This window comes from Bacillus sp. ISL-78 (genome assembly GCF_018613455.1).
GTDB classification, from domain to species: domain Bacteria; phylum Bacillota; class Bacilli; order Bacillales; family DSM-1321; genus Peribacillus; species Peribacillus frigoritolerans.
Genome location: NZ_JAGGQC010000004.1, coordinates 128,056 through 152,395, shown reverse-complemented (window position 1 = coordinate 152,395; position 24,340 = coordinate 128,056). Strand labels below are relative to the sequence as shown.

At 42.2% G+C, this 24,340-nt stretch carries 19 protein-coding genes and 1 pseudogene; 6 read left to right on the top strand and 14 right to left on the bottom strand.

Annotated features, from left to right (window positions below):
* The first annotated feature begins 149 nt into the window (after positions 1 to 149).
* Positions 150 to 293 (top strand): hypothetical protein, encoded by a 144-nt coding sequence (locus tag J7I96_RS06240; protein WP_214772273.1) that lies wholly within the window; start codon positions 150 to 152, stop codon positions 291 to 293.
* A gap of 40 nt (positions 294 to 333) precedes the next feature.
* On the opposite strand, the gene J7I96_RS06235 is transcribed toward J7I96_RS06240, so the two are convergent.
* Positions 334 to 636: a hypothetical protein gene (locus J7I96_RS06235; RefSeq protein ID WP_214922176.1), complete on the bottom strand. Its 303-nt coding sequence runs from the start codon at positions 634 to 636 to the stop codon at positions 334 to 336.
* Positions 637 to 1,184: 548 nt separating this feature from the next.
* Between J7I96_RS06235 and J7I96_RS06230 the strand changes: the two genes are divergently transcribed.
* The 3 genes and pseudogenes from J7I96_RS06230 to J7I96_RS27900 form a co-directional block, all read left to right on the top strand.
* Positions 1,185 to 2,078, top strand: coding sequence for a helix-turn-helix domain-containing protein (locus J7I96_RS06230; protein WP_214772278.1), 894 nt, complete (start codon positions 1,185 to 1,187; stop codon positions 2,076 to 2,078).
* Positions 2,079 to 2,567: 489 nt separating this feature from the next.
* Positions 2,568 to 4,193 carry a hypothetical protein gene (locus J7I96_RS06225; protein ID WP_214772282.1) on the top strand — a complete coding sequence of 542 codons (1,626 nt, stop codon included), beginning with the start codon at positions 2,568 to 2,570 and terminating at the stop codon, positions 4,191 to 4,193.
* 820 nt (positions 4,194 to 5,013) lie between these two features.
* A pseudogene (locus tag J7I96_RS27900) lies at positions 5,014 to 7,158 on the top strand (DEAD/DEAH box helicase); the annotation flags it as partial.
* A 126-nt stretch (positions 7,159 to 7,284) separates the two neighbouring features.
* Here the strand turns inward: J7I96_RS27900 and J7I96_RS06215 are convergent.
* Positions 7,285 to 7,893 (bottom strand): LysE/ArgO family amino acid transporter, encoded by a 609-nt coding sequence (locus J7I96_RS06215; RefSeq protein WP_214922174.1) that lies wholly within the window; start codon positions 7,891 to 7,893, stop codon positions 7,285 to 7,287.
* A 124-nt stretch (positions 7,894 to 8,017) separates the two neighbouring features.
* On the opposite strand from J7I96_RS06215, the gene J7I96_RS06210 reads away from it, so the two are divergent.
* Positions 8,018 to 9,463 (top strand): aminotransferase-like domain-containing protein, encoded by a 1,446-nt coding sequence (locus J7I96_RS06210; RefSeq protein WP_214922172.1) that lies wholly within the window; start codon positions 8,018 to 8,020, stop codon positions 9,461 to 9,463.
* A gap of 70 nt (positions 9,464 to 9,533) precedes the next feature.
* Here J7I96_RS06210 and J7I96_RS06205 read toward each other — a convergent pair whose 3' ends face one another.
* The 8 genes from J7I96_RS06205 to ssb all read right to left on the bottom strand — a co-directional run bounded on the left by J7I96_RS06205 (position 9,534) and on the right by ssb (position 21,083).
* The gene (locus J7I96_RS06205) at positions 9,534 to 9,950 is read right to left on the bottom strand and encodes a hypothetical protein (RefSeq protein WP_214772285.1); all 417 of its coding nucleotides are present in this window, start codon (positions 9,948 to 9,950) and stop codon (positions 9,534 to 9,536) included.
* Positions 9,951 to 10,683: 733 nt separating this feature from the next.
* Positions 10,684 to 14,421 (bottom strand): S8 family serine peptidase, encoded by a 3,738-nt coding sequence (locus J7I96_RS06200; RefSeq protein ID WP_251029103.1) that lies wholly within the window; start codon positions 14,419 to 14,421, stop codon positions 10,684 to 10,686.
* Between the two features lie 207 nt (positions 14,422 to 14,628).
* The gene (locus tag J7I96_RS06195; protein WP_214922171.1) at positions 14,629 to 15,531 is read right to left on the bottom strand and encodes an ABC transporter permease; all 903 of its coding nucleotides are present in this window, start codon (positions 15,529 to 15,531) and stop codon (positions 14,629 to 14,631) included.
* 12 nt (positions 15,532 to 15,543) lie between these two features.
* A complete protein-coding gene (locus tag J7I96_RS06190; RefSeq protein WP_214772289.1) occupies positions 15,544 to 16,548 on the bottom strand; it encodes an ABC transporter permease in 1,005 nt (334 codons plus the stop codon).
* Between the two features lie 115 nt (positions 16,549 to 16,663).
* Positions 16,664 to 18,280: an ABC transporter substrate-binding protein gene (locus tag J7I96_RS06185; RefSeq protein ID WP_214772292.1), complete on the bottom strand. Its 1,617-nt coding sequence runs from the start codon at positions 18,278 to 18,280 to the stop codon at positions 16,664 to 16,666.
* A 42-nt stretch (positions 18,281 to 18,322) separates the two neighbouring features.
* Positions 18,323 to 19,291 (bottom strand): ABC transporter ATP-binding protein, encoded by a 969-nt coding sequence (locus tag J7I96_RS06180; protein WP_095390538.1) that lies wholly within the window; start codon positions 19,289 to 19,291, stop codon positions 18,323 to 18,325.
* Positions 19,272 to 20,276, bottom strand: coding sequence for an ABC transporter ATP-binding protein (locus J7I96_RS06175; protein WP_214922169.1), 1,005 nt, complete (start codon positions 20,274 to 20,276; stop codon positions 19,272 to 19,274). The genes J7I96_RS06180 and J7I96_RS06175 overlap by 20 nt, the downstream gene beginning before the upstream one ends.
* A 444-nt stretch (positions 20,277 to 20,720) precedes the next feature.
* Positions 20,721 to 21,083, bottom strand: a complete 363-nt coding sequence (gene ssb, locus J7I96_RS06170; protein WP_214922167.1) for a single-stranded DNA-binding protein — start codon at positions 21,081 to 21,083, stop codon at positions 20,721 to 20,723.
* A 359-nt stretch (positions 21,084 to 21,442) separates the two neighbouring features.
* Between ssb and J7I96_RS06165 the strand changes: the two genes are divergently transcribed.
* Complete coding sequence (locus J7I96_RS06165; protein WP_034315749.1) at positions 21,443 to 21,877, top strand: YwpF family protein; 435 nt, start codon at positions 21,443 to 21,445, stop codon at positions 21,875 to 21,877.
* Positions 21,878 to 21,984: 107 nt separating this feature from the next.
* Here J7I96_RS06165 and J7I96_RS06160 read toward each other — a convergent pair whose 3' ends face one another.
* The 4 genes from J7I96_RS06160 to J7I96_RS06145 form a co-directional block, all read right to left on the bottom strand.
* A complete protein-coding gene (locus J7I96_RS06160) occupies positions 21,985 to 22,293 on the bottom strand; it encodes a hypothetical protein (protein WP_214922165.1) in 309 nt (102 codons plus the stop codon).
* A 277-nt stretch (positions 22,294 to 22,570) separates the two neighbouring features.
* Positions 22,571 to 22,999: a 3-hydroxyacyl-ACP dehydratase FabZ gene (gene fabZ / locus J7I96_RS06155; protein ID WP_034315755.1), complete on the bottom strand. Its 429-nt coding sequence runs from the start codon at positions 22,997 to 22,999 to the stop codon at positions 22,571 to 22,573.
* A gap of 128 nt (positions 23,000 to 23,127) precedes the next feature.
* Positions 23,128 to 23,382 (bottom strand): DNA-directed RNA polymerase subunit beta, encoded by a 255-nt coding sequence (locus J7I96_RS06150; protein ID WP_053087418.1) that lies wholly within the window; start codon positions 23,380 to 23,382, stop codon positions 23,128 to 23,130.
* A gap of 114 nt (positions 23,383 to 23,496) precedes the next feature.
* Positions 23,497 to 24,339 (bottom strand): flagellar hook-basal body protein, encoded by an 843-nt coding sequence (locus J7I96_RS06145; protein ID WP_214772332.1) that lies wholly within the window; start codon positions 24,337 to 24,339, stop codon positions 23,497 to 23,499.
* Between the last annotated feature and the right edge of the window lies 1 nt (position 24,340).

Genomic DNA, 24,340 nt, shown 5'->3' with positions numbered 1-24,340 from the left:
TAATCCTTATATGCAGGGATTGACAGATGAAAATATAACTCTAGGAATAATTACATGATCTTTTTGATCATTATTCTTATCCCTTTATGAGCAAATCACGTTTTAATTAAAAAAATGTGGGTAAATAAAAAATGAAAAGGAGAGACATCATGAAATCCAATAGAAATAAACAACACTTTAAATTTTTTGAAAGAACAAATAACGCTAAACCAAGTGAAAGGAAACAATTGAGTGATTTCATCAAAAAGAAAATGAATGCTCAAAACTCTCATTTAAATGGTAAAAACTCATGACATATGGATGTCATGAGTTTTTATCGTTTAAAACGCGACTTCATTTCCCTGAAGGTTGTGCTTCACATTTTTTGATACCGATTACATTCAAAAAATGTTTAATCTTCTTCATTGAGGTTGCCTGATATTCATCCGCAATGGAAAACTCTTTAATATAGGCGACTTTTTCTTGTACATCTGTATCTATATAATCTTGGCTGTATTCTTTTTCATCTGATTTTTGGCATGTGTACACCACAGCTTCACCAATATTCCTTGTTGCCTTATCAAAATAAAAAGAAAACACAATGGCACATTCATCATCGTAAAAAGAGGGTTGAACTTTCATATTAATATCAATCATTAACCTTACACCTCTCTCCGTTTTGTTATTTACACTATAACAAAATCATTAAAAGGAAATAGGCGTAACAAACTAGCCTCACGTTTCTTCCACGCCTACCAAATGGTCCTTACACTCCCCATTCATAGATAATTATAACTACAGGAATATGCGCAAAAGAATAATCATTCACAAAATGATAACAAAAAAACATCTTCAATTGAAGATGCTTGAATCAGTAATAGTAAGCTTCATTTACTTATTTATATAAACCTGGAAGTTCTGCGTAAAGGCCTGGTAATTCGCTTGGGACAATAACAAAAGCAGCGATGATAAGAAAAGATACGACTAATGCTTTAGTACTTTTTTTCATAGGTCATTCCTCCTTTTCTTTTTAAAAAATATTGGTTAAAATAGAAATAAATTCTATAGTTATATTTAACCACACTTCTTAAAACCATATATTTCGACTAAAGAATCTATTTAAACCGTTCAGGACCTGTACATACCGCTTTCACCGATTTTTCATAACAAAATATAACTCTAGGCATATTTTAAGGAGAATCAAAATGGATTTTTTTGCAGTTGGACAAAAGATCAAAGAGCTACGTAAACAAATCGGGCTTTCCCAGGAAGAGTTGGCAACCGGTATTTGTACACAAGCACAGATAAGTAAGATTGAAAAAGGCGATGTCTATCCATATGCATCCACTCTCTATTTAATTTCCCAACGTTTAGGCGTTGATGTAAACTATTTTTTCGATATTGGAATGACCCCTAGGCTGGATTACGTGGAAGAAGTGATTTATCAATTAAAAATAGCCAGAAGAACCCGAAATTATGAGGAAATGCAGCAAATTGTAAAGGCTGAGGAAAACAGTCCCCTTTTTCTTCAGAATAAAAAGAATCATCAATTGATTCTTTGGCACAAAGGAATATACGAATATGAAAAAAATAAAGATTTGGATAAAGCCATCGATTTCATTAATCAGGCCATAGCCATTACCCATACGACAGACAAAATTTATTCGGAACGGGAGCTTGAAATCTTAAGCAGCCTTGGTGTAATGTATGTTGCCGAAGAACAGTACGAAAATGCATTCACCTTGTTACGGAAAGCTTTAGATCACTTGAAAGCCCTGCCCTTTTTGACGGATAAAACGCTTAAGACACGTCTATCCTATAACTTTGGCAGAGTGTTAACACGCCTGGTCCGATACGAAGAGTCCATTGCCTGCTGCCAAGATGCCATAAAGTGGTGCCTCGAACATGACCAATTATATGCTTTAGCGGATTTACATTACCATTTAGGGTATAATTTTGAACTCGTAGGTAACTTTGAAGAAGCAAAAGAGTACTTGGAAAAGTCAGCGTTTCTATTCAATTTACAAAAAAATCATACCTTTGTTACATTCATCAACAAAAAGTTGGACAGTTGGAAGAATGAAATGAAAATTAACTAATTTCATATTTTAAAGCCATTCCCGCGGGAATGGCTCTTCCCATTAACCAAGAATATGTATAATCTCACACTCATCATCTTCAAAACCTCTATTCTACATTTTAAATTCCAAGCCAAAATGAAGTATAATAAAGAGATGCTTCAAAAAACGCATATTAAAAAAGGGTTCCGGCCCCTCATCACTTAGTTTTATGAAGCTAATGAGGATGAAGGATTCCAGGCATGTTTATCGTGAATGCCGGTTATTCCTGTTTATATCCGAACCGCTTATATTCAAGCGGATTTTTGACGATATTGACTTTTACAGGGTTTTTATGAATATAACGGCAAGAAGCAGTGATTAAATCGAATAGAACGTAAAGAGAACGGCCATCGTCCGGCATTCGATCATATATACACAAAGCCGAGACGGGATTACGAAAAGTTAAAGAACTGAGGTTCATGATCATACAAAATATATAACTAGGGCTGGTCCCAGAAGGAGGAGAGTATGGAGCGGGAGTTGTTGTTAGTTGGGGAGCGGCTGGCGGAATTTTTGGAGGCCGGGGATCCGGAAGATTCGGATGTGGTGAATCAAGGGCTCCAGTTATACCGTCAGGGGCTCGTTGATATTAAAGAAGAAGCGGTGGATACGATTGCGGCTGAGGTACAGGAAGAGACAAGATTTAAGGCCAGGCTGAATTTGCTCTCCCCACAGGATGGAAGCTGTACATGTGATTCAAGGTTCATTTGCAGGCATCAAATGGCCGTTTTCTTTTCTGCATATTCTGAACACGCTAGTGTTTCCGAATGGCTGGGCGATTGGAAAGCACCAAAAAACGCCTCAGACGCCCAAGCACTGCAGCAGGTGAAACCGGCAAGTGAATTACTTAAACAGGCGGCGGGGAGATCCATCACCTTAGATAAAAGCTATCCATCATGGAAGCAATTCGTGAATGATGCCTTTGCGGAGCATGTCGAGCCCCATATAGGCGAGGCTACTTACATGATTGAAAATCATATACAAACTTACTTTAAACGCCTTAGCTCAAAAGCTCCAATGGAAAGGGAATGGAAGTTGCTTTATCATTTCGTTACGCAATTTTGCACAATGCAGCAGACACTGAGAATGATTCAGCTGCATAAAAGTGAGACGCAAACGATCAGGGTCTTTTATGCACTTGCCGTCGACCTGGCAGAAGAGCTGCATGAAACGGTACAGCCGCTAAGCAGGCAAGCGCGGCCCTTCGCCTTTGATCCCTTCGTTTTCAGCATCAAGGAAGATGTAGCTAAACTGCTGGATGGAGGAGAAGGACTCGAATATGAAAAGATCGACCTCTACCGGGAGATATGGAGCTACTTATTCTCCAATTCCTCATGGCGTAAAGAGGAACTTGAACGAATCAATAAAGAACTTCCCGAGAAGTATATGGGCACCACCGAGAGGACGTCCTATACCCTCGCAGCCATTCACCTATCGCTTTTGGAAAACCATGATAAACAAGCGATCGAGCTTCTTCATGAATTGAAGAAGGATGCCTGTCCATACATTTTTTATTGGCTGAATCTCCTGGCTGAATCTGAAAACCGGGCACGGGCCATCCCATTCATTGAATTCATCAATAATAATGTCCAAGAATTCCTTGCCGGTCTATCCGATTATTATAAACGGGTAGATTTCGTCCGGACCTTTACGACTTTAATTAACAGTTGCTGTTATAAATTAAAGCGGACCGATTTGCTTGAGAAATTTTACAGGGCCACCCTTCCGCACAGCTATTGGAACTATGCAAATTTCCTTTTTGAACAAGGACAATACAAAAAATGGGTGGAGATGCATATTTACTCGGAAATCAGCATTGACTTAATCAGCAGTGAATCCATCAAAGAAGTGGTCTCAAAAGAACCGGAACTAATCCTGCCCCTTTATTATCATGCGGTCCAGGAAAAGGTTTCTTTGAAAAACCGGCCTGCTTATAAGCAAGCTGTCCGTTATTTGAAAAGGATGCGCACCATCTATAAAAAGAGCAAAAAGGAAGACGTATTCGAACGTTATATACTTTATGTAGCAGATTCGACCAAACGGCTTCGCGCTTTCCAAGAAGAACTAAAAAGGGGTAAGCTTATCGATGTTTAATCCAGGGAAATTAAAAATCAAAATAGCCGCTCTCGAAAACGGAACTTACGCCCTTGGTGTCGTCAATGAAGAGAATACCTTCCTTACCACGAATCATATACGCAGGCTGTTATTCAACTGGGATGACGCAAGCTTTTATGGAACTAAAATGACTACGGATATAGTGGATGGAAATCAAGTATTCATTCTAGACGCATGGGGACTTCTCAACTTTTTTGCGAGGGAAAGCTTTAACTCCTTCATAGAATGGGAATGGTCCGAAATATCCTCCCTTTGCCTGTCAGCAGCGCCGGTTCTTCATGAATCCATAGAAGCTGGAATCCCCGTACCGGATTTCACAAATCTTCAATTGGACTCCATCGGCTGGAAACTGCCGGAAGAAGTGGAAGAGGAATTCGTCCCGTCATTTTGGGAAGAAGAAATATCTTTGGATCTTCCTTCACCTGAACTGGAAACCAACCGTACTTTTATCGAAAAGTGGTATAACGGTGCCGCTAACATGTATTTAAAAAACTATTCACCCATGCAGCATAAATGGAGTGAAGCCGTCGGGGCGTTAAAAGATACACGACTTTCCCCCGAAGAATTACAGGCCTTTTTTGACAAAGACAGCTGGCAGGAATGGCTCGGTACCCTGCCGGACCCAAAACCATTCACTATAGGTCTCCGTTTAACTGAGCCTCCTGAGGGTAATGGGCCTTGGATACTCGATGTTACCCTTCGTTCCAAAAGGGATGAGAATATCATTGAAACATATACAGGAAAAAAACTGCCGCGCGGCTGGAACAAGTATGCAAGTGATGTGGTACGTGCCACGAAACGCTGGCAACTTGTCGTGCCATGGCTTGGGGAGAATGGCCGTCTGAAAAGGGAGATTTCGGAAACGGACGCATGGGAGTTCTTGACCGATGCCAGCGAAAAGCTCCTGTTTCTTGGCGTCGAAATTCTCCTTCCATCGTGGTGGCTTGCCTTGAAGGAATCCTCATTGAAGGTCAAGGCGAAAGTGAAGAGCCAATCGAATCGCGGCCCGTCTTATGTAGGGTTAAAAGCATTGATGGACTTTGATTGGCGATTCTCATTAAATGGCAAAGAGCTCACTGAGGCGGAGTTCGAGGAGCTCGTCAATGAAAAAAGGCGGCTTGTCTTCATCCGCGGCCAATGGGTCAAGCTTGACCCAGCTTTCATTAAACAAATTCAGGAGCTGATGGAAACAGCCAATGAAAAAGGCATCCAACTGACTGACTTGCTGCAGCAGGAACTGTTGAATGGCGTAAATGAAGATGGCGATGACGATTCTGAAAACGATGAAATGCTCCGGATTCAATTTGAATTGAACCAGGAGCTCCGTAAAATGGTGGGAAGGCTCAGGGAAACTAAGAACATATCCGTCCTTCCCGTCCCTAATGCACTTCAAGGAGATTTACGCCCTTATCAAAAACTGGGCATGAGCTGGCTCCTTTTTTTAAGGGAGCATGGTTTTGGTGCTTGTCTAGCCGACGATATGGGACTTGGAAAAACAGTCCAGATGATTGCCTACCTGCTTCATGTGAAAGGAAAAGAAGGAGCTGGTGAAGAGCTGCCCACTGCGACCGGGGACGAACAAAAGAGTGAACCGATCATCGTCGAAGAGGATAGCGGCACAGAGAGCAGTGATGAGGCTGAGGTCATTGCCGCTGCCCCCGAATCCGTCTCTGTTCAATCGGCGCTCATCGTCTGCCCGACATCGGTCCTTGGCAACTGGCAAAAGGAATTGGAAAAATTCGCACCTTCACTTAAAGTTCACCTTCACTATGGATCGAATCGTGCTAAAGGTGAAGCATTTACTAAACTGGCAGCCGATCATGATATTGTCTTAACATCATATGGACTGACCCACCAAGATGCGGCTGAACTGACCTCGATCCATTGGAGCAGCGTTATCCTTGATGAAGCACAAAACATCAAGAATGCCCAAACGAAGCAATCCAAGGCGGTCCGAAAGCTAAATGGCAGACATCATATCGCCTTATCGGGTACGCCGATGGAAAACCGTTTAAGTGAGCTATGGGCGATTTTCGACTTCATCAACAAAGGTTATCTCGGAACGCTAGGTCAGTTCCAGGAAAAATATGTTGCGACCATTGAGCGTGATGAACAGAAGGATAAAATCAAGGAATTGCAGCGTTTGATACAGCCATTTTTGCTTCGCCGTACAAAACGCGATAAGGAAGTCGCTCTTAATCTTCCGGATAAGCAAGAACAAAAGGAATTCGTACCGCTTACCACCGAGCAAGCATCGTTGTATGAACAACTGATTAAAGATACATTCACTGATATCGAACAACTGTCTGCCTTTGAAAGAAAAGGCATCATCCTCCAGATGCTGAATAAGCTAAAGCAACTATGCAACCATCCAGCTCTTTACTTAAAAGAGACGGAAAAGGAAAACATCATGAAGGCACCTAACCGATCAGGCAAACTCGAGAAGCTGACCGAGCTTATCGATGCGGTCCGCGAACAGGATGAAAGCTGTCTCATTTTCACACAATATATCGGGATGGGCAATATGATTAAAGAATTGCTGGAAAAACGATATGGCTTTGAAGTTCCATTCCTGAACGGGAGTGCGAATAAGAAGCAGCGTGATGAAATGATCACCCGATTCCAAGATGGGGAATTCCCTATTTTCATACTCTCGTTGAAAGCAGGCGGCACGGGCCTTAATCTTACAGAAGCAAACCACGTGATTCACTATGATCGCTGGTGGAACCCAGCTGTAGAAAATCAAGCCACCGACCGTGCTTACCGAATTGGCCAACAGCGTTTCGTTCACGTTCATAAGCTAATCTGCACAGGGACCCTGGAAGAAAAAATCGACCAGATGCTTGATAAAAAGCAAGCCTTGAACGACGAAATCATCAGCAGTGACAACTGGATCACTGAACTTTCCACAGAGGAAATCAAGGACTTGGTCGCTCTTCAATAACCTGATATGAAGATGATTGAGGGCAAAAAAAGGGAGAATGCATCGATGATATGCATTCCCCTTTTTTTTTATACATGGACGTCCTGTTATACATGGCATCGTTTGGTTCGAAAACGTTTATCTGATTCAAAAAAGCGACTTCACCATATAGAGGGCTGTGATCCAAATGATGATTGCAGAAATTTTATTTAATATTCCAAGGAACTTTCCGGTTGTATCAACCTTTTTCAGCAATCGTCCCGCAAGACATAATCCGTGGAACCAGCACCATGACACAAAGATGCACGTCATGGTGAAAATCATTTTATCTTTTCCTGAATAAACAAGTGAGCTCGAACCGATTACACCTATCGTATCCAGGATTGCATGCGGATTCAGCAATGATACGGATAGAGCAAATACAATTTGTTTTTTTGCCGACATCTGCATGGATTGGACACCTGACTGTGAGTTTGATTTGGCAAACCAAATCTGAAAGCCCATATACAATAAAAATATAACGCCGATTATGATTAATGTAAGGCGCAACCAATCGTATTGCATGACAATCAACGAAACACCTAAAATAGCTAACAGAATGAGCACCGTATCACAAATTGCAGCCGTGACCGTTGCTGGCAATGCTTTTTTTATTGTAGGTTGGATTGCTCCTTGATTAAAAATGAAAACATTTTGCACTCCCAATGGAAGTATCAGCCCTAATGCCAATAATAATCCATGAAAAAACGGCCCCATATGAATACCCCCTTCCTTCATATTCAGTATAATGAATAAAACAAAGGAATTGACCATCCAATTGGTTGGTCTTCAAACCAACCAATTTATAATGAACATAGAACATGAAAGGAGTGGTTTCCGTATGTTTATCGAATGGGGACCAAACCGGTCTTCCGCGCAATCACTTCACCAACAAATAGTAGATTGGATCAAACAACAAATTACAAGGGGGGAATGGCCAGTTGGCACCAAGCTTCCATCACAGCGCTTATTGGCCGACTCATTTGGCGTAAACCGAAGTACCATCATCACAGCCATAGATGAGTTGATTGCAGACGGATTATTGGAAACTAAGCTTGGGTCTGGCACATTCGTTTCCAATAATACATGGAATGTCCTCGTCTCCAGCAAACAGCCCGACTGGAAAAACTATGTCCGGAATGGCCTTCATGAACCTAATTTAAAAACGATTCAGGATATTAATCAGTATGAAACGGACAATGCCAACATCAGATTAGGCACTGGTGAATTATCCCCAGCCCTATTGCCTACAAAGCAAATCGAAAAGACGTTGCGATCCACTTCCTTTGATGCGCACTCATTAGGATATTCCGAACCCAAGGGTGACAAGAGACTTCGCCAATGTATAAGTGTATATTTAGAAACAAAAGGGATCAACGCAAGTCCCGGCTCCCTCATGGTCGTTTCTGGCGGGCTCCAGGCACTCCAGCTGATTTCAGTTGGTTTACTTCAAAAGGGATCGATGATTTTACATGAGTCCCCTTCCTATTTAAATTCCGTCCACCCTTTTCAATCTGCGGGCATGCATTTAGTAGGTTTATCCAAACATGGACGTGAAAGTATCCCGACACAAATGAAGCGCATCAACGGAAGGAAGAAAGCATCACTGTTTTATACTGTCCCAACGTTTAACAATCCAACGAATACTACATGGTCAAAAGAAGAAAGAATGAACCTCCTATCACTATGCAAAAAAGAACAGATCCCGATTATTGAAGATGACGTATATAGTGATTTGTGGTTTGAAAAGGAACCGCCGCCGCCATTAAAATCCCTTGATGCAGATGGCCTTGTATTGCATATTGGCAGCATGTCCAAAACTTTAAGCCCAGGATTGCGCATCGGCTGGATTGCTGGCCCCATAACTGTGATTGAACGATTAGCGGACATTAAAATGCAAATGGATTACGGTTCCAGCGCACTTTCCCAACACCTTGTGGCAGAATGGTTGGCAAATGGTCAATATTCAAAGCATTTAGAGTGGCTAAGGCAAGAGTTGATGGAACGCAGGGATTTTACATTAACTCTTCTCAATCAATATTTTAAAGGGCTGGCCGAATGGCAAATACCTCAAGGCGGATTTTATATATGGCTAAAATTATGTAAATCCATCGTGAATCCAAACCTTTTCAAGCAAGCGATAAAGGAAAACATACTTCTTAATCCAGGATACATATACGAACCAAATAACCATACACATATACGGCTTTCATATTCATACGCCTCGGAGGAACAATTAGCTTATGGCATCCAAACCCTTTCAAAGATCATTCGGCGGTTGGTTTGACATCTCCAAGGATAGGAAACGCTCATCATGGCGAAACATCCATGGAGCTGCCGTGGCAGCTCCATCCAAATCACTTATTAGCAACTTTCATTTTTACGTTCCGCTCTTTTTGCTGGATGATGAAAAAAGAATGGTGATTGCCATGATTGATCATGATATGATCGAGGATTGCAGCAAGCGCCTCCCCCTTATTCACCTGATAAGTCTCTGAACTTTCCTCAATGATGATTTTTTCTTGGTGGGGGTCATAATTAATAGATATTTTAGCACCTCTTTCAAAAAAAGAAAGGGTTACCTCCTGACAAAGAGGAAAATCCTGATAGGGTGAATCTGAGCGGGGATCCTTTTCAAAGGGAGAATGGACGTGCTGAAGTGCATCAAAGAAACTCGTTTTTGTAAGATATGACCTGTCGCTTCCTCCCCTTTCGAATTTCACTGTAATTGCAATACTAGTTACTTTATTGCTAGATTTCTTCTTATAATTCATAGATACCCTCCTTTTAATAAGACCTTTATACCTAATTCTTTTATCCTATTCGATATACCTGCCGGATAATGAAAAAACTTCCTCACTAAGAGATTTCCATATTAGCACTGTGAAATTGTAGCAAACTACTCCACCTTCATGAAAAATTCAAATCCGGAAATCTTATTACGCAAAAACAGCCCTCTTGGATAAGAGGGCTTAGACTATAGAACAACTCGATAATAATTAATTTTGCCTACAGTTTTTTTGAGGGTTTGTACAATTGAAACGTTGATTTCCACTCCAGGCACTCGCTTTCCGCGGGCGGTCGGGGAGCCTCCTCGGCTTGCGCCTGTGGGGTCTCCCCTAGACACGCTTTTCCCGCAGGAGTCTCGTACCTTTCGTTTCAATCAACTGGTATGTTTTTTTAAAGCATACTGTAGGCTTCGTACAAAAGGAGCTTCGGAATGGATTAACCCGAACCATGAAGAAAGGAAGAGTTGTTTATCCTCCATGAATTTTTACCTTTTCATATGAAATGAAATTGAAGAAATCTGCGACACTCCTGCCGAATAACTGGCTAGCCGAGACCCCGCTAAATGCTTGCGGCAGGAGGCTTGGCAGACAGTCTGCGGAAAGGGAGCGGATTTCAGAAATCAACTGGAACTTATTAAGAAAAAACTGTAGGCAAACTCGCTTTCTTCTAATTTGTCCACAAAAAAACAGCCCTCTTGGGTAAGAGGGCTTCCTTTCGTTATTTTTTTGCTTTATTGATGTTAAAGGATTGCTTCGATTCATTTCCTGCAAGATCGGTCACCTTAAATTCAATCTTGTTGTTGCCAGTCTTAAGCGGCAGTTCCAAATCCTCTATCTTTTTCTTATAGAAACGCATTTTGTATGGTTCCTTGAATTCATGATAGAATATTTCACTTCCGTTCAGGTAAAGGCGGATTTCATCGAAATTATCTTCTACCGTCACGTCCACTTTTGGATTCTTTCCTTTGAATCCCACAGTTTCCGGTACGCCTTTAACTTTTAAACCCGGCTTTGTTGCATCGACCATTATCGTCCTTTTAAAGGAAACCGTATTATCCCATTTATCGGTTGCTTTAACGGTGAAGCTTTGGACACCATCTTCGAATTTCTTTTCATATGAGAATTCATATTTTTTATTCGTTTTGTTATACGTTGCAGGTACCGTTTTATTGTCGATTTTAAATTCCTTTATTTCCGACGCTTCTTCAATTTCCCCTGTTATTTTGATTTTATTTTTATTGTTCACGCTCAAAGCTTCAGGACTTTTGATCTTTACAGCTGGTGCATGATTATCAATTGGAGCCGAATCACCGGCCAATTCGGTTTCAGCCGTTTTCTCATTACCTGCATAGTCGATTGCCACAACCTGAACCTTTTCCCCTTTTACATCAGGTAGGGTGAATTGTTTAGCATTCGCCGGGAGCGGCTCTTCCATGATGGATGCTCCATCGACTTGTACATCGTAATAAGCAAGCCCTGAACCATTCAAATTATCCTTACCTTGGATGGTTAATACATTGCCTTTTTTCGAAATCTTGACCGTCGGCTTTACCGTATCGATTTTGATTGGCATTTTAACCGTCTGCCATTTTGCACCCTTGTAATCTATCATCGCTTTGATTTCAAAATAATAGACCCCATCCTTAGCGAGTGCATTATTGATTTTACCGTCCCATTTACGGGCTGGATCCAGCGTGTATGCGGTCCCTAGTCCGCCATCATAATAGTCCTTACGCACATTATTCTCTGTGCGAAGTTTCCGGACTGATTTGTTTTCACCATTCAATATATTATATTCTACCTTTTTCGCATTCCTTAAGAATGATAGGACAGGCACGAAGTCATCCTGTGCACCATCGCCATTCGGGGAAATCGCGATATTTTTGCCATTGAATGTTTTCCCCGCAGGGTCATAGCCAAGATACGTGAAGTCTTCACCTGCTGTCGATACTCCCCCTGCCATGCCATAGAAAGACTCTTTGTCATATTTGGTGCCATCCAGGATCGGGGCTTTGTCCCACTCCCCTTTAAAACCTACATACGGTACATTCAGTTCCGGATTCGTATCGGCTGGATCCTTCAATGAAATGAACCCTTCAACAAAATAGCCGTTTGGAAACACCTTGTCAATATCTACAAGAGTTTGAAGGTCATCTCCAAGTACCTTTGCATCGGATATGTCCACTTTCACTTCGAATGTAATCGATTTTTTTGCAGGAACGGTAATCTTATTTGTATTTTTATTATTGATTTTAATCGAAGCGTTCTTAATTTCCTGTGCTTCCAGCTCGTTAGCGGAATAGCCCAGTTGTCCCTGGATTGCATAGTCTGTTTGGATATTTCCCTTTACATCATACTTGACTGCTTTGTTGCTGAAGTTTTCAACCTTTAAAGTAAAGGCGAACTTATTGCCGACCTCCTTCATGGCAACCTTCGCTTCTTTCGTGAATGCCTCGGTCACGACAGCAGGTGTGGACAATGCGGATTGCAGCTGCATGATCCCGGCTCCCTGCCTGCGAGGCGAATAAGGGTTTTTCCAGTCAAGTGCCTTATTGACGACCCCCTGATCCGTTAATGGTTTTGATGTATTCATCATCAGGTTCTTCGCTAAATTAGCCCGGGCCGATCCTTCTATTTTAAAGTCTTTATCCACTCTTTCAAGAACCAGTGCCGAGCCGCCGGAAACATGCGGCGCCGCCATCGAAGTACCGCTCATCATTCCATATTCATCATTGTTCAGCGTTGAATAAATTTGTCCGCCCGGAGCGGTGATTTCCGGTTTGAAATCCAAGTTCGGTGCGACTCCCCATGAACTGAATGAGCTCATTTTCCCTGCTTCTGGATTTACAGCTTTTGTTTTATCACCATTAAAGGTAATCGTTACCTTTTCGCCATCCGTTAAAGCCGCTTTCAGCTTTGCGCCATCCGATTTCAACATGAACAGCTGGGGAATGGTGATGCTTGGATCTGTAGCCATGGAAATATATCCGTCAGCATTATTGTAAATTATGACACCTGTCGCTCCTGCTGCCTGGGCATTTTGCGCCTTTTCTATAAAAGAAAGCGTGCCGCGCTCGATGAGGGCGAACTTGCCTTTAACATCCACTTTGGAAAGCTCCTCTGGTGTCCCAAGTCCAGCAGCCACCAATTCATGTGTTTTATCCTTCAAGGCATTGGGATGTACGCTTGAAGCCGACATGAATGGAGCTTTTCCTGCTTGACCTCTTATTTCATAAGTCGCTGCATCCAAATCCATATAGTTATTCTCCACCGATGCCACTTGTACAGAATCGTAGGCAAGTCCTGGTGAACCTGAAACGCCAATGTCCGGGTTCGAGGCTGATGGGTTGGCAAATCCATTTCCAAAGTGTGCCGAGTTTCCTGCTGAAATCGACATGAGGATCCCATTATCAACAGCTCTGGATACCGCCTGCTGCTCCGGATCGTCTGCCGATACAAAGCCTGCAGTGGAGCCAAGGCTCATATTCAGCACATCCGCCCCAAGAATGATGGCATCGTCAATCGCCTTAATATATATATCGCCCCATGTTGTCTGCATGGCGGGATCATTTCCGAAGACCTTTAAAGCAAGCAGCTGGGCTTCAGGCGCAACCCCTTTAATGCCGCCATTCTCTTCATCTCCATTGGCTCCGGCCGTACCTGCCACATGCATTCCATGCATGGAAGCCTCTTCACCAAGGTCAAGGATTTCTTCATTTTCATCCATGTAATTGTATCCATAAGGAACCTTGGCCGTATAGTAATTGCCTGATAGATGGCTGGCTTCCTTCATCGCGCTGATTTCACTTTCAGTCAGTTCAGCCTTATTCTCATCGTTCAGGACCATATCACGGTGAGATGGGTCGATTCCAGTATCAATAATCCCGACGACCATCCCTTCCCCTTTATATCCATATTCCCGCCATGCTTCCTGGGCTTGAACAAGCTCTTTGCTATATAGCATGTCGGGTTTTTCCGCAGGACGTTCATATTCATTCGCTATATGTACTTCAGCAACTTCAGGCATGGCTTCCACCTTTTTGATCTCACCATACTGAAGTTCACCGCTGAATCCATTGACGACTGTCGTAAAACTTTCAAGTTCCTTGAAAGCTATTTTTTTCTCTTTCACCTTTTTTTTCAATTTCTTCTGGGTAGCTAACTTTTCGGACTTTAATTGTTGTTTTTTACTTTTCGATAACTGTTTAAAAAGCTTCCCTTCTTTCGAAGCCGTTTCTATTGCCGGGGCTTCCTTCATCTCTACGATGACCCTGACCTTCTCATTGCTTTTGTATTTCTTCCCCAAGTCATTTTTCTTCAGCTTTATAATACTTTCCTGATTCTTCTTACCTGCACCGCCCGAGCCTGTCGGGGGATCTGGGAGCTTGGCTGCGGAAACGCTTGCAGTAAATACTAATAGAAAGATTGCTAGAATGGACAAGCTACGTTTGATCAATGAACTTTCCTCCTCTAAAATAAGCAATTTTTGGAATATTCTTACTGAGTATAAAAGTATCACAACTTTTGGGGTGATTTTAAGGGGTAATAGTCACTATTTTCCTATTTAGAACTAGGATTTTTTTATTATTTTTCATATTTTGCTAGATTCTCAAGATAAACGGAAAAAAGATGGTGATGTTAAACTAACATCACCCTTTTACTTCTAGTTTTTCATTCTTGGATCCAAGGCATCACGCAGCCCATCCCCCATTAGGTTAAAGCCGAGTACCGTAAGCATGATCGCAAGACCAGGGAAGAGAACCGTCCATGGCGCTTGAATGATGAACGCCCTGGAATCGGCGAGCATTTTCCCCCACTCTGGCGCTGGCGGCTGTGCACCGAGACCGAGAAAGCCGAGTGCTGCGCACTCAATGATGGCTGTTGCAATCGCCAAGGTACCTTGAACGATAATCGGTGCAAGGCTATTCGGAAGGACATGGTGAAGGAGAATGCGGCCATCCCCCATTCCAATTGCCTTTGCAGCCGTTACATATTCCTCTTCTTTCACCGTTAAGACCCGTGACCGTAAAAGCCGGCCGAATATTGGGACATTGACGATGGCGATGGCAATAAGTGCGTTGCGAAGGGAGGGCCCCAAAACGGCAACGACAGCAATGGCAAGCAAGATACTAGGAAAGGCCAGAATAATATCAAAAATCCTCGATATGATCGTATCTATCCACCTGCCGTAATAACCGGCAATGATCCCCAAAAAAGACCCAACCACAACAGATCCGGCAACAGATAAGAAGCCGACCCCTATTGAAATGCGCGACCCATAAATGACCCTGCTCAAAATATCCCGGCCAAATTCATCCGTTCCGAACCAATGCTCCGCAGACGGGGCCAAATGTTTATCACTTAGCTTTTGCCCCTCAAATGAATAAGGTGCTATAACGGGCGCGAAGATGGCGATTAAGATGAAAAATGAAACAATCCCCAGACCCACGATGGCTACTTTGTTTTCCCTAAAGCTTTTCCAGCCTTCCTTCCAGGGAGAGATGACTTTTTCCTCTGCCTCTTTTGGAGGAAGGATTGGCGGAGTATTCGTTGCTATTTCAGGCATGAGTTTCCCTCCCTATTTATACTTAATCCTCGGATCGATCGCTGCGTACAATAAGTCTACAACTAGATTAATCATGACAAACAAAAAGGCGATGACGAGAATCCCAGACTGTATCACCGGATAATCCCGAGATAGGATTGCATCATAAATATATGTACCGATACCTGGCCAACCAAAAATGTTTTCCGTTAATATGGCGCCGCCTAAAAGTAATCCTGTCTGCAGACCGATAACCGTCACCACTGGAATCAAGGCATTCTTAAAGGAATGCTTATAAACAACCCAAAACATTTTCATTCCTTTAGCACGAGCCGTACGAATGAAATCCGATCTCATGACTTCCAGCATGGACGAACGTGTCATCCTTGCAATAATCGCCATCGGAATGGTAGCAAGCGCCATCCCCGGCAAAATGAGATGCTTGATCACCTCGAAAAACTGATCAACCCTGCCAGCCATGAGTGTATCTATCAAATACAGGCCGGTTATGGCCTCAACGGGATCCCTGATGTTGTCCCGACCTGTCGTCGGAAGTAAATCCCATTGAATTGAAATGATGTATTGCTCCATTAATCCCAGCCAGAAAATAGGCATGGACAAACCAATCAACGCAATCACCATGGCGACATAATCAAACCATGAGTTTTGAAACCAAGCAGATATTATCCCTGCATTCACGCCTATGACCACGGCGATGATCATCGCGATCAAGGCCAGTTCTATCGTGGCCATTAAGTATGGTCCAATTTCTTCAGAAACCGGACTATTCGTTTTTAACGAAACACCCAGGTCCCCCTTTAACAGGCCTGATAAGTAATCCCAAAATTGAATGAACCAAGGTTTATCCAGGCCAAGTTCCTTTGTCATCGCAGCGACTGCCTCTTCCGTTGCTTGCTGCCCTAAAATCACCTGTGCTGGATTTCCAGGAATTGCCCGTATCATCATGAACACAATAAACGCCATTCCGAGTAACACCGGAATGAGAGATCCTAAACGTCGTACGGTATAGGAAAACAAAACAATCACCCGCCTTTTAAATAAGGGTCCTTCGAAGCGCCCTCGATCATTTTGAAATGCATTCCATAACAAAACCGGGAAGCATGCAAGACTCCATACTACCCGGTTCGTACGGTTAATTTTCTAGAGAAACATTAACAAGGGATTGTGAACCAGTTGGATGTGGAACAAACCCTTTGACCGTCTTAGATCCGGCTAACTGCGGTAAAGAGTGTACAAGCGGAACCCATGGAGCTTCATCATGGATGATTTCCTGGGCTTTTCCATACAACTCATTACGCTTGGCTTCATCTGCCGTGGACTGGGCTTCGATCAGCAGTTCATGGACTTCATCGTTTGCGTAACGGGCATAGTTGTTGGAGCCGATATTATCTTTATCCAATAATGTATAAAGGAAGTTATCCGCATCTCCATTATCGCCTGTCCAGCCCATCATGAAGGATTGGGCTTCACCAGCCTGCACTTTCTCTAAATATGCAGCCCATTCATACGAAACGATATTCGCTTCGATGCCGACTTGTTTTAGGCTTGCTTGTATGGCTTCAGCCACTTTTTGACCATCCGGCATATATGGGCGCGGTACCGGCATTGCCCATAGATCCATTTTAAATCCGTCTTCAAGTCCAGCTTTTTTCAGCAGTTCTTTCGCTTTTTCCACATCGTAATCATAGTCTTCGATTTTGTCATTGTAGCCAGAAACGGATGGAGGCATAGGATTCTTGGCAGGCTCTGCTGTGCCTTCATAAAAATTATCAATGATTTCCTTTTTGTTGATCAAATGCGAGATGGCTTGACGCACTTCTTTCTTGTCAAATGGTGCTTTCTCAACATTGAAAGCAAAGTACCCTACATTCATGGATGCACGTTCGAATATTTGCAGTTTGTCATCTCCTGTAACCTTACTGATATCACTTGGGTTCAACCCGTCCATCAGATCTATTTCACCCTTGATTGCAGCATTTAAACGTGCAGAGTTATCTTTAATGACCTTAAACGTGACTCCATCAAGTTTAGGCAGTCCATCTTGCCAATAGTCATCGTTTTTCACCACTTCAATCGTATCGCCAGGTTTCCATGATTTGAACTTGAAAGGACCTGTACCAGATGGGTTTTTAGTGAAGTCGTCACCCTCTTTTTCAATTCCAGCAGGACTGGCTATAGCAAATGTAGGCATCGCAAGGTTTTTCAGGAACGGCGCCTGCGGACGGTTCAAAGTGAATTCCACCGTGTTGGCATCGATCGCTTTTACTTCTTTGATTACATGACCTTCATCACCTTCAAATCCCCCGAACATGGAGGCATAGTACGCAAATTTCCCTTCATCCTTACTTTGTGCCCATCGTTGAAAGTTTTTCACGACCGCATCTGCATTGAAATCCGTACCATCATGGAACTTGATTCCGGTTTCCAACTTGAATGTGTATGTTTTCGCGTCATCGGACACTTCCCATGACTTTGCAAGACCCGGTTTGATTTCCGTATCATCTTCCCCATATTTCACAAGCGTTTCAAAAATCTGCTGAGTGACGATGAATGATTCCCCATCGGTTACGATAGCTGGGTCAAGACCGACAGCATCTCCGCCTTTACCGTATATCAATACGCCGCCCTTCGCTTCACTAGATCCCCCTTTACCATCATCTTTCTCTTTTGATGTAGACGAGGAGCATCCCGCAAGCGCTAGCGAAAGAGCCAGGATACCAGTCAGCAACAATGCCAATGTTTTCTTCATATTCTTCCCCCTTATTATTTGCGAATTTATGTATACGTCGTGTCAATTGTATAGATGACAAGCAACGTAGTGACCAGGTTTATGTTCAGTCAGGATTGGCTTGTCCGTATTGCATTCTGCCATTGCCTTCGGACATCTCGTATGGAATGGACAGCCGCTGGGCGGGTTTGATGGGCTTGGAACATCTCCCTGCAGGATTACCCTGTCCCCCTTATATTCCACATCCGGAATGGGCACGGCCGATAATAAAGCCTGCGTATATGGATGAAGCGGATTTTCATAAAGTCCTTCACTTTCCGTCAATTCAACAATATGTCCAAGATACATGACACCGACACGGTCGGAGATATGCCTTACCACTCCAAGATCATGAGCAATGAACAAGTAGGTCAAATCAAAATCTTCCTGCAAATCCTGCAACAGATTCAAGACCTGGGCTTGAATCGACACATCCAGTGCAGATACCGGCTCATCTGCAATGATCAGTTTGGGGTTGACTGCAAGTGCCCTTGCGATGCCAATACGCTGCCGCTGGCCCCCGCTGAATTGATGCGGATACCTTTTAGCATGGTAACCGCTTAAGCCAACGACCTTAAGAAGTTCCTGTACACGGGCCTTTCGCGCCTTTTTGTCTTTAACCCCGTGGACGATGAGCGGCTCTTCCAAAATTTTTTCAATAGTATGCCTGGGATTGAGGGAGGCGAATGGGTCCTGGAAGACCATCTGCATTTCACGGCGCATCTTTCTCATTTCACTGGAAGATAAAGCTGTCAGGTCCTTTCCTTCGAAATAAACATTGCCCTCGCTCGGCTCAAGCAATCGAAGCAATAACCTTCCCGTCGTAGACTTCCCGCAACCGCTTTCACCGACAAGTCCCAAGGTTTCCCCTTTATAAATGGAAAAAGACAAACCATCAACTGCCTTAACCTCTCCAATGGTCTTTCCCAGGACCCCTCCTTTTATCGGAAAATGCTTCTTTAGGTTTTCAACCTTAACCAATGTTTGATTCATGCAAGGAAGCTCCTTTCCCATCTTCATACAGCCAGCAGCGAACATGCTGACCCTCATCGAATTCCAGTAGGGACGGGGTCTCATTTATACATTGCTCCATGGCATGGGAGCACCGGGGGGCAAACTGGCACCCGAGGTTGCTTGTCCCAGGTTTTGGCACATTACCAGGTATCGAGTAAAGGCGCTCTTTCTTTATTCGCATATCGGGAATAGACTGAAGTAAACCGACCGTATAAGGATGCTTAGGGTTTTGGAAAATCGTTTGCACATTTCCTTCCTCTATCACCTTGCCGGCATACATGACAATGACACGTTCACACATTTGCGCGACTACCCCAAGATCATGGGTAATCATCATGATTGCCGTGTCTGTTTCTTTATTTAAATTCTTCATTAACTCCAGGATTTGTGCCTGGATCGTCACATCCAAAGCCGTTGTCGGTTCATCGGCTATAAGGAGTTTCGGCTCACAAATCATGGCCATTGCTATCATGACCCTTTGTCTCATTCCGCCAGAAAGCTGATGCGGATACTCTTTGAGCAATTCCTCGGCACGGCCAAGCCCAACCAGCTTCAACATTTCCACCGCTCTATTTCGTGCATGCTTTTTACTCCATTTTTTATGTATCCGAAGCGTCTCGACCAACTGCTCGCCAATAGTGAAAACGGGATTCAAGCTTGTCATCGGTTCCTGAAATATCATCGCTATATCATTCCCGCGAATTTTTCTCATTCTCGCTTCAGAAGCATTTGCGATGTTTTCTCCTTTAAAAAGGATTTCCCCCTCCACCTTACCAGCAGGTGAAGAAACCAGACCCATGATGGACAGAGAAGTTACGCTTTTTCCGCATCCCGATTCTCCTACAATCCCTAAAACCTCACCAGGATTGACATGAAAATCGATTGAATTCACGACAGGGATCACCCCATCGTCCGTACGAAAACTGGTTCGAAGCCCATTAACCTTAATAATTGGTTCGTCCATCTAATCACTTCCTATATATAACTTATTTTCCATTATATTATTGGGTTTATTATTGCATCAAAATTAAAATATTACAATATATTTTCTAAAAATTCTAATTTAACAGAATTATTTTTTATTTTTTTCTATTTACACACATTTTGGCACAAAAAAAAGACTGCTTATTTGCAGTCATTACAAGGGGGAAATCAATATAACTCGATTTTTTTGAGGGTAAATCGGGGGTTCCAGCGGAGAAGAAGCTATATTAGCTTTGGGGAATGAATGGATGAAAAATAATTCTATATACTACTGCCAGGTTTCCTAATAAATCCCTGTAATTTCATGCATTGGTTTTTCATTATGGTCATATAAATACTTTTTTGTGTTTCGAATTTAGATCTTACACTTTCTTAAAAACAATTCTTTGTTAAGCAAGCTAGCATGCCCAACCTTCACGTAGCACTATAAACCAATATGTTCAAAATCCTTGGGCTTTCCATCATTTTGTTTAGTTCCGATGAATTGAACCCTCTCGGCGACCACTTCAGTTACATATACATATTTACCCTCCTGATTTTCGTATCTCCTTGTTTGTATTCTGCCAGTAATGCCGATTATGGCTCCTTTTTTACAATATTGAGCAGTATTTTCAGCCGACCTTTTCCATATGATACACTGTACAAAGTCTGCCTCATAGTTACCGACAGTATTTCGGAAGTTCCGGTTGACTGCTAATGTGATATTGGAAACAGCCTTGCCATCAGGTGTGTATCTTAATTCTGGATCCTTCGTAAGCCTGCCGACGAGGGTAACTTGGTTAATCATTGTTTCACTCCTTCCTCTTTAATTACTTTAATCATACGCTTTCTTCCATCGATTAAAAAATGGAGGAAATGATTTTATTACACCATTTTTCTTCATAAAAAAACGTTTGAATTGGTGCAAAAACATTTTTCAGTGATTAAAATCTGGTGAAAAACGAATAGTTAACAAAATTAAATTTTTTGCAAATTTTTATTCCATCCTTCATAATTTAGACAAATGTTGGGTTTTCATTTCATTAAGAGACTTTTTTTTAGTATGATATAATTACCTTTAAAAGGATTAATCGATATGTACCCTTTAAAAATTTACGTTTAAGAGAGGTAATCGCCGCTCTTTCTTGCAAGAAACGGAGGAATTAGATGAAATCATTCAAATTGATCTCGTTGCAAATTGTTACTGAAAATTTAAACTTGATTGATATTGCATTAACAGATGGATTGATCATAAATAAAGAAAATGATGCTAGATCATGGTTACTGGAAGCCTTTGTCGAAGAAAAACATTTTAAAGAGCTTGAACCCTCACTTCCCGATATAGACGGAGAGGTGTATATCCAGGCAGTCATTACCAAAAAGGACAATGAACCGGCTTTGTTTCAAACTGTTTTACGTACAATAAGAAAAGTGGGCAATCATTATAGCCTTTTATTCGTTGGTCACATCCAAAAAACACGGAGCAAATATGCAGAACTCCTTCTTGAAGATTTGGTCCAAAAAGGTCTCGTCGGCGATGAACTTATAAAAGAGTTCAAGCAAAAAATCCGCTCAAAGCCTAAATTAGCAACTAATAAATAAAAACCCTTCCCTTGATTTCCATCCCCTAATCGAATGCACATAAAAAAGACTGACTTAGAAGAATAAAGGATGATAATCCTCTTCCTACTAAGCCAGTCTTATGCTAATTACTTATTGTCGTCGTCTTTTTTATCATTGTCTTTAATCAAGTCATCGGCATCATCATCGACGTTATTATCGTCGTTATCAAGGATGTCATCATCGTTGTCGTTGTCGTTGTCGTTATCAAGCACGTCATCATCGTTATCGTTGTTGTTATCATTTACACCATTGTCATTGTTATCATCTTCTATGATGTTGTTATCATCTTCTGGTGCGGGATTATTATCATTATCATTATCATTATTTCCACATCCAGCAAGGAACATGATAGATAATAAAGATCCCCCAAGTAGTGCAAAAATTTTCTTCATCATTTTTGGCAACCTCCCTTCTTTCTTTATCATTAGGTATTTTGCCCGAATGTGAAAATAACTTGCGTCCTATTTTAAATTTAAAAAGAAAATCTGCTATTTGGAATTAAACATTAAAAAATGCCGGACATAAAAATGTCCGGCATTCAAAGGGAGAATAGAAAGATCTAAAAACCGCTCTTGCTTTAAAAAAGCAATGCAGTGCTTTTTATATACACCGCTTCACGATTCCTTAAACCACTTTTTGAAATATATAGTTAAAAGATATGGAAAAAGAATCTTATTTGTCACCAAAAGCAAACATGATATCGGCTTCACATGCTGTTTCTCCATCAACCGTTGCCACTGCTTTCCCTTTACCCATTGACCCTCTCATACGCACTATTTCCACTTCCAGACGCAGCTGATCACCTGGTTTAACTTGCTTTTTAAAACGGCAATTGTCAATCCCAGCGAAAAATGCAAGCCGGCCTTTATATTCTTCTTGTTTCAAGACCGCTACAGCGCCAACCTGCGCTAAGGCCTCTACAATTAAAACTCCAGGCATAACTGGATAATCGGGGAAATGGCCATTAAAGAATTCTTCATTTGCCGAGACATTCTTCAACCCAACCGCTCTTTTCCCTTCATCAATTTCTATGATCCGGTCGACTAATAAGAATGGGTAACGATGCGGAATGATTTCCTTTATTTGTGTGATATCTAGCATACTTGTTCCTCCTATGACTTAAATATTTCAAACATAACGTAAACTCGCCCCTGTCATCTAGACAGAGGCGTAGTTGCCATGAAATATAAATCCGTTAACGACAGCAACTACTTCAAAAAAACATGGAACTACGCGCCCTTGTTCACTATATCAAAAATATGGGTCCATGTGGATTTTTGGAAAACATCCATTGCATGTCCTCCGCCAATCACACTATATCCTAATAGTGCCCCTGATAATACAGCAATGAAAATCAATCCGATAACAATGAGTAAACGAAGCCAAATTGGCAAAAGACGTACCTTAATCCTTCGATTAGGTTTCGCCTCAACTTCCTTTATCTCTTCTTCAATTTGTTGTCTCATTACACGATTTTGTTCCATATAGAATGTGAAAGCTCCTTTTAAGAAAACTCGCCGAATGATTTCTCTTGTTATGAATTCATTATAACCGATTTGCCCTAATTCCGCAGGGAGACATTTTATTTTCCAGGTACCTTAACGGATTCCATTGATTAATCCGCTCATTTGATCAGCCATCGTAACCGCCCGGGATTGAAATTGGTAAGACCGCTGAACATTGATTAGATCCGTCATTTCTTTGGAAAGATCGACATTCGAGGACTCCAGAGTACCTTGACGGACTGCTGCCTGGTTGCGGGAATCCCCTCTTAATGCAGTCATGATATCGTCTTCCGTAACACCCAAGGCATTGAAGTTTTTGGGCAGGCCAAGTAAATTCCCGCCTAGCCGGTCAAGAAATTGCGGTTTCTTTACCGAGACTATTCCGAGCCCAAAACTCTTTTCGCCATATTCTTCCGTATCCACTATCAATAAGCCATTTTCCGAAATCTTAATGTCCTTAATATTTCCCTCTATGAGGATCGGTTCACCATTTTCATCAAGTACTTTATGTCCAGCAGAGGTAACGAGCATCATTTGGTCATTAGCATTAGGGGATAAATAAAAGGCACCATCCCTTGTAAGCCTTGTATTGACCCCATTATCGTCCTGAACGCTTACGGTGAAGAATTGGTCATCCCTGGTGAATGCGGCATCAAGGTTGCGATCCGTCGTCTTTAAGGCACCCTGTGAAAGGATCAATTGAGATTGGCTTATCATAGCACCTGTTCCCTGCCGGATGCCAGGTGCGGTCAACCTTCCTTTTTCCTTGGTCTCACTAGGTTGATTATTGAAACTCTGTGTCAAAAAGTCATTGAAACTCGTTTGGGTCTTTTTGTAGGCCGTCGTGTCCACATTCGCGATATTATTACTTATTTGATCGATTTTACTTTGAAGTTGGTTCAGCGTATTCGTCGCCGTCATCATCGTCCGGTTCATG